We start from the raw sequence: 7,014 nt of genomic DNA on the forward strand, positions 1-7,014 counted from the left end.
AAGCCGCCAGCCAAGATCAGCCACAGCTCGGTCGGCTTTCAGATGATTGCAGCGGCCACAGGCCGCCACCACGTTCTCCCATACATGAGCGCCCCCGCGGGAGCGGGGGATGACGTGATCCAGCGATGTTGCCGGCGCGCCGCAGTAGACACAACGGTGATGATCCCGGGCCAGCACCCCTTTGCGGGTGAGGGGGACCTGCGAACGGTAAGGTACGCGGACAAACCGAGCCAGCCGTACGACGACAGGCACCTCGACGGTGTACGTGGCCGAGTGGAGAACTTTGTCCCCGGGTTCGACCATGACTGCCTTCTCGGTGAGCACGAGCACCAGCGCACGCCTCTGTGAAACCACGCATAACGGTTCATACGTGGCATTGAGAACCAGCGCTTCTGTCACGCGCCGACCTCCTCGCCCTACCGGATGGCGGCCGTCATGAGCTAGCCACCGGTGACACTGAGATAGTCAACCGCCTTCGGGTCTCGAACGCGAGTGGGTTTGCGATTGTCGCCGGGTAATCATTGACACACTGTGCAACCCGGTTCCTGTCCGACAAGCTTAGCGTAGCCGGCCGTTGTCTGTGTGTTATAGGCGGGTGCCGGACCCCTGTTCGGTAGCTGACACGTATCGGTAAGACTGGATGCCGCCGGATCCCCTGGGGGCCGCCCACCCGAAAGTTCGAAACCGATCACGTGTGAGGAGCTGACTGGAGGCCGTGGCCAACTCCCCGTCCCTGCTTGCCCAGCCGTTCGGATCGTTACTGCCCTCGGCGGCCGCAGCGTCGAGCTCGCCGCCGCCATCGCCGGCCGCTGTGCCCGCCGCATCCGCGAGCGTGCCCGTGCCGATCCCGACCGACGTCCCGCTGGGACCCAGCCTTGGCCAGATCAGGGACGCGCTGCAGAACGCCTGCGGAGCGCACCCCGGGGTGTTGTGCCGGACGGTCTACGACGTCACCCACAGCCAGTACCTTGCCGGCGGTGCCAACGTCTTCGTCGGCACGCCGCTGAAGATCCTGCTGATTCTGCTGGTTGCTTTCATCATCCGGTCGCTGCTGCACCGGTTCATCGTCCGGACGACCCGCCGAGCCTCCACCGGAGGGTCGGGTGGGATACTGCGCTCCGGGCGCGCGGTGCTTCTGGGCGCGTTCGGTGATCCCACTGTGCTGCTGGAGCGACGCCGGCAGCGCGCCGAAACGGTCGGATCACTGCTGCGCAGCGTCATATCCGTCATCGTCTTCGGGATCGCCTTCGTCACGGTCCTCGGCGAGCTGGACATCAACCTCGCACCGATCGTGGCAAGTGCCGGAATCGTCGGCGTCGCGGTCGGCTTCGGCGCGCAGAACCTCGTCCGGGACTTCCTGGCCGGCATGTTCATGCTGCTGGAGGACCAGTACGGCGTGGGTGACGTGATCGACGTGGGGCCGGTCAGCGGGAACGTCGAGGCGGTCAGCCTGCGCGTCACCCGCCTGCGTGACGTCGAGGGCACCGTCTGGTACGTCCGTAACGGCGAGATCGCCCGGGTGGGGAACAAGGGCCAGCAGTGGGCACGGACAGTGCTCGACGTACCGCTCGACTACGACACCGACGTGGCCACGGCCAAGCGGATCCTCAAGCGGACGGCGGACAAGCTCTGGACGGATCCGCAGTTCGCCGCCGCCATCATCGAGGAACCCGAGGTGTGGGGGATGGAGTCGATGACCGCGGACGGCTACGCACTGCGCGTCATCGCCAAGACGCAGCCGCTGAAGCAGTGGGACGTCGCTCGCGCCCTGCGTGAGCGCTTCCGCGCGGCGCTGGAAGCCGAGGGCATCGCGCTCGGCAGCGTCCAGCGTAGCGAGGTCGTCATGATCGATGACGACGAGGAGCGGCGCGCCGATGACGAGAAAGGCGATGCCGGCCCGCACGCGACCAGCGCGACCGACAGCGGTCCCACCCCGGAGCTGGCCGGTCCCGCGCCCTCACCGGTGGGCCGGTCGTCCGGTCCCGTGCCCTCACCGGTGGGCCGGTCGTCCGGTCCCGCGTCCGCTTCCCGCTGACTCCCCGCGTCCGCGCCGCCGCTGGCTGGGCGGCCAGGTTGCCGGTGCCGCCTTCGTTCGACCGGATCGCCGGTGCCGCCTTCGGTCGGCCCGATTGTCGGCAGCGTGTCCGGCCGGATTGCCGGCGGTGTGTCGCGGTAGCTGAACCGCGGATAAGGATCACGGTAGGCGAAGCTGAGAGTTGGTCGCACCGGCTCCTGTCGCGCTGTGGGCCGGGCAGACTGTGTGGTGTGCGTGTACTGGTGGTCGATGACGAGCCGGCGGTCCGGGAGTCCCTCGAGCGATCGCTGAGGTTCGAAGGCTACGAGGTCAGTTCCGCCCGGGACGGGGCCGAGGCGTTGGACGCGGTCGCCCGCGACCGTCCGGACATCGTCGTGCTCGATGTGATGATGCCGCGGGTGGACGGCCTGGAGACCTGCCGGCGGCTGCGGGCCCGAGGCGACGACCTGCCCGTCCTCATGCTCACCGCCCGTGACGGGCTTGCCGACCGGGTGAGCGGCCTGGATGTCGGGGCCGACGACTACCTGGTCAAACCGTTCGCGCTGGAGGAACTGTTCGCCCGGCTGCGTGCCCTCACCCGCCGGGCGTCGCTGTCGGCCCGGGCGGCCAGCGCCGCCGCGGTGGCGGCCGGCGGGAGCGCGGACTCCTTCGCCGGTCTCGCCCTGGGGCTGCCGCAGGTGCTGGCGTTCTCCGACGTCCGTCTCGACCCGAGCAGCCGGCAGGTGACCCGCGGGGATCGCGACCTGACTCTCACCAAGACCGAGTTCGACCTGCTCGAGCTCTTCCTCGCCCACCAACGCCAGGTGTTGTCACGTTCGACGATCATGGAGAGGGTGTGGGGATACGACTTCGGTCCGTCCTCGAACTCGCTTGAGGTGTTCGTCAGCTACCTGCGTCGCAAGCTGGAGGCCGGCGGTGAACCCAGATTGCTGCACACGGTTCGCGGGGTCGGCTATGTCCTGCGGGAGACGGCGTGACGGACGGCGTGGCAGGCGCGGACGTGACGGCTGTCGCGGTCGGATCGAGCCCTGGCCCGTTATGAAGGCCCCAGCATGACAGCGCGGCCGGGATGAGCGTCCTACCCGGCTCGGGTACTGCCGGGCAGCAGTCGGACGTACCAGCGGATGGGTCCGGAAGAGGCATGCCTGGAAATGGTATGTCCGGAAATGGTGCGTCTGGAGGCGGGACGTCCTGGCGGCGCCGCTTCACGCACAGCCATCTGTCGCTGCGTAACCGGATGGTACTGCTGATCGGCGTCGCGGTGGCTGCCGTCGTGGCCGTGGTCGCGGGCGTGGCGCTCGCCTCGACCGGGATCGTGCTCAACAGGTCCATCGACGATCAGCTGACCGAGCAGGCCCAGGCGGCCGCTCGGACGATCGTGCCGAGCATGCCGGGCCCGCGCGGTTCGTGGCGGCTGATCGGATCCAACTTCGGTCTGCCTGCTCAGGTCATCCTCGCGGACGGCAGCACGGGCACCTGGTCGGGGCAGTCGGTGACGCTGCCCGTGAACGCCACCGACCTCGCCGTGGCCGAGGGGATGGTGGACAAGCAGCTGCGTACCGTTACCGTGGATGGTGACCGGTATCGGGTGGCGACCCTCCCCCTGCTGTTCCCCGGTCGTAGCCCGGGCGCGATCCAGCTGGCTCGGCCCATGGCCGACGTCGACCAGACACTGCGTACTCTCGGCCTGATCCTGCTGGGGGTGGGTGCGGCCGGGGTGGTCGGGTCGGTGCTGCTGGGCAGGTTGATCGCGCGGGCGTCCCTCAAACCGGTGAACGCCGCCGCCGCCGCCGCCGAGGAGGTGGCCCGTACCCAGGACCTGTCCGCGTTGATTCCGGTTACCGGCAGTGACGAGATCGCCCGGTTGGCCAGCAGCCTCAACAGCATGCTGCGGGCCCTGGAGGCCTCCCGTGCGCGCCAGCGCGAGCTCGTCGACGACGCCAGCCACGAACTGCGCACCCCGCTGACCAGCCTGCGGACCAACATCGAGTTGCTGTTGCGGGCTGAGGCCAACCCGCAGCGCGCATTGCCCGCGAACGACCGGGACGCGTTGCTGCGGGACGTCGACGCCCAGATCCGGGAGCTCAGCGGGCTGGTCAGCGAGCTGGTCGAGCTGGCCCGGGACGAAGTTCCCCCCGAGGACGTCGAGCGCACCGACCTGACCGAGATCGTCCACAGTGCGGCGGAGCGGGTGCGCCGGCGTGCCAAGACGAAGAACGTCCAGATCGTGGTGACCACCGCCTCGTCCCCCGTTGACGGGCGACCGCACATGCTGGAACGGGCGGTGACGAACCTGCTCGACAACGCGGTGAAGTTTTCTCCTCCGCAGGGCGAGGTCTTCGTGACTGTCGGTGGTGGCGAGGTTGTCGTCACCGACCAGGGCCCGGGGATCGCGCCGCAGGACCGGTCCCGGATCTTCGACCGGTTCTACCGCGCCACGTCCGCGCGCGGGCTGCCCGGCTCCGGGCTGGGCCTGGCCATCGTCGCGGATGCCGCGGCCGTGCACGGCGGGAGCGTGCGGGCCGAGGAGGGCCCGGGTGGGGGCGCACGCCTGCGGCTGTCGCTTCCGGTTCCCGAGGACGCGTTGTGGTCGTCACCGTCCGTTGCAGGCTTGAACGCGGCCTGTCCCGGCAGCTGGGACGAGGTCAGCTCGGCGGCCTCGTCCGGGTTTGCCCGAGCGTCCGACCGCGGACCCCGACGGGCGAGAGGATCCGTCCGTGGCCTCTGACGACATCGGCACCGACATCGGCACTGACACCGGTACTGACACTGACACCGGCACCGGTACTGACGCCGGCGCGGGCAGCGGCACCGGCACCGAGATCGGCGCCGGCATCAGCCCTGCTCAGCAGGTGACAGGCGTCGACCCGCTGCTGGCGGAGCTGGCGGCCGTGTACGGCGTCGCCACCCGCTACGTCGACGCCGACGATCGGGAAGTCACCGTCGACCCGGATGTCGTCCGGGCTGTGCTGGGCCTGCTCGACGTCGACACGGCGAACCCGGCTGCCGCTCTTGCCGCGGCTCGCGACGCACCGTGGCGGCGTCCGCTGCCCGCCTGCGTGATCGTACGGCGGTCCGCGCCCGTGCCGGTGATCGCACGGGTGCCCGCCGGTACAGTTCCCCTCGCCCGGCTGGAGTTCGAAAGCGGTGGGCGCCGAGACCTCACCGAATGGGGTGAGGCGGTCGAACACCGGACGGTTGACGGCCAGGATCTCGTCGGCGTCCCGTTGACACCGCCCGCGGGCCTGCCGCTGGGCGATCACGTACTGCGGGTCCGGGCCGGTGCAGCCTCGGCCGCGGCAAGGCTCGTCGTCGTGCCGGACGCGGTACCCGATCTTCCTGGAGCCACTCCCGGCCGCACCTGGGGATGGATGATCCAACTCTATGCGCTGCGGTCGGTGGGCTCCTGGGGGATGGGCGACTATGCCGACCTCGCCGAACTCGCGGCCTGGGCCGGCAGCGAGGAGGGCCGGCGTGCCGACGTGCTGTTGGTCAACCCGCTGCACGCGGTCACCCCGACGCTTCCCATCGAGCCGTCCCCGTATTTTCCGGCGAGTCGACGTTTTGCCTCCCCGCTGTATCTGCGTCCGCAGGACCTGCCCGAATACGCCCACGCGGACGCCGCCACCCGAGCCCGTGTCGATCAGCTTGCCGCTACCGTCCGTGCCGAGGCCGGTACCGAGCTGTCGCCGGGGGACGACCCGCGGGGGGACGAGCACGGTCCGGGCAGGGCCGACCTGCTGGACCGGGACGCGGTGTGGCGGGCCAAGCGCGCCGCCCTGGAGTTGCTGTTCAGCGTCTCCGGCGGCGGCACACCTACAGCGGGTGGCACACCTACAGCGGGTGGCACGGACGCAGCGGGTGGCACGGACGCAGCGGGTGGCACGGACGCAGCGGGTGGCACGGCTACAGCCGCGTCTACCCGCGCCGGCCACGAGGACGGCCACGGGAATGGCTGCGAGGACGGCCACGAAGAGGGCCACGACGGCCTCACGGATTTCGCAACCTGGTGTGCTCTCGCCGAGCGGCACGGGCCGGACTGGCGGCTGTGGCCGGCACAGCTGCACGACCCGCGGAGCTCCGCTGTCGCCGACGCCCGCGTCGAGCTGCGGGATCGGGTCGCCTTCCACCGCTGGTTGCAGCATGCCTGTGACGCTGCGCTCGCCGCTGCGCAGGTGGCTGCCCGCGATGCCGGGATGACCGTCGGTATCGTGCACGACCTTGCGGTTGGCGTGGACCCCGGTGGCGCGGACGCCTGGGCGTTGCAGGACGTGTTCGCGGCCGGCGCGACCGTGGGAGCACCTCCGGACGGGTTCAACCAGCAGGGCCAGGACTGGGCGCTGCCCCCGTGGCGGCCCGACCGGCTGGCCGAAACCGGTTACGCACCGTTTCGGAAGATGGTTGCCGCGGTGCTTCGCCGGGGCGGCGGACTGCGGGTCGACCACATCCTCGGATTGTTCCGGCTGTGGTGGATCCCGGCCGGAAACTCCGCGTCGAAGGGCACCTACGTCCGCTATGACGCCGATGCCATGCTCGGCCTGCTAGCACTCGAGGCGGCTCGGGCGGGGGCGCTCGTTGTCGGTGAGGACCTCGGCACGGTCGAGTCCTCGGTCGAGGCAAGGCTTGCCCGCGCGGGAGTGCTCGGGTCGACCGTCGCGTGGTTCGAACGCGACTCCGACGGTGGGCCACTGCCGCCGCGACGCTGGCGGGAACCGGCGATGGCGAGCATCACCACGCACGACCTGCCCACCGTCGCCGGCTATCTCACCGGTGAGCACGTGCGGGTACGGGCCCGCCGTGGCCTGCTGCGACGCTCGGAGGAGGCCGAACTCCAGGCGTGGCGGCGGGAGCGGGACGCGCTGATCGCCCTGTTGCAGGACGAGGGCCTGCTGGCCGTGGATCTCACCGTCGCGGATCCGGCCGACCTGCCGACGTCCGGTCCCGCTTCTGGCCCTGGTCCCGCTTCTGGCCCTGATCCC

General features: G+C 70.2%; 5 protein-coding genes. 4 read left to right on the top strand and 1 reads right to left on the bottom strand.

What is annotated here, in order from left to right; all coding sequences use genetic code 11:
* Positions 1 to 399 (bottom strand): HNH endonuclease (locus DD1DGNOD_RS08165; protein WP_131769820.1); only part of this gene is annotated, 399 nt, incomplete at its 3' end.
* Between the two features lie 316 nt (positions 400 to 715).
* Between DD1DGNOD_RS08165 and DD1DGNOD_RS08170 the strand changes: the two genes are divergently transcribed.
* From DD1DGNOD_RS08170 to DD1DGNOD_RS08185, 4 genes are all read left to right on the top strand, one after another.
* On the top strand, positions 716 to 2,035 hold the full coding sequence (locus DD1DGNOD_RS08170; protein ID WP_131765948.1) for a mechanosensitive ion channel family protein: 1,320 nt from the start codon (positions 716 to 718) through the stop codon (positions 2,033 to 2,035).
* Between the two features lie 230 nt (positions 2,036 to 2,265).
* Positions 2,266 to 3,012 (top strand): response regulator transcription factor, encoded by a 747-nt coding sequence (locus DD1DGNOD_RS08175; protein ID WP_131765950.1) that lies wholly within the window; start codon positions 2,266 to 2,268, stop codon positions 3,010 to 3,012.
* A gap of 179 nt (positions 3,013 to 3,191) precedes the next feature.
* Positions 3,192 to 4,763 (top strand): HAMP domain-containing sensor histidine kinase, encoded by a 1,572-nt coding sequence (locus DD1DGNOD_RS08180; RefSeq protein ID WP_241251323.1) that lies wholly within the window; start codon positions 3,192 to 3,194, stop codon positions 4,761 to 4,763.
* On the top strand, positions 4,753 to 7,014 hold a 2,262-nt coding region (locus tag DD1DGNOD_RS08185; protein WP_131769821.1), incomplete at its 3' end, for a 4-alpha-glucanotransferase. The genes DD1DGNOD_RS08180 and DD1DGNOD_RS08185, both read left to right, overlap by 11 nt.

Source organism: Candidatus Protofrankia californiensis, from assembly GCF_900634765.1.
In the GTDB taxonomy this organism is placed as follows: Bacteria; Actinomycetota; Actinomycetes; order Frankiales; family Frankiaceae; genus Protofrankia; species Protofrankia californiensis.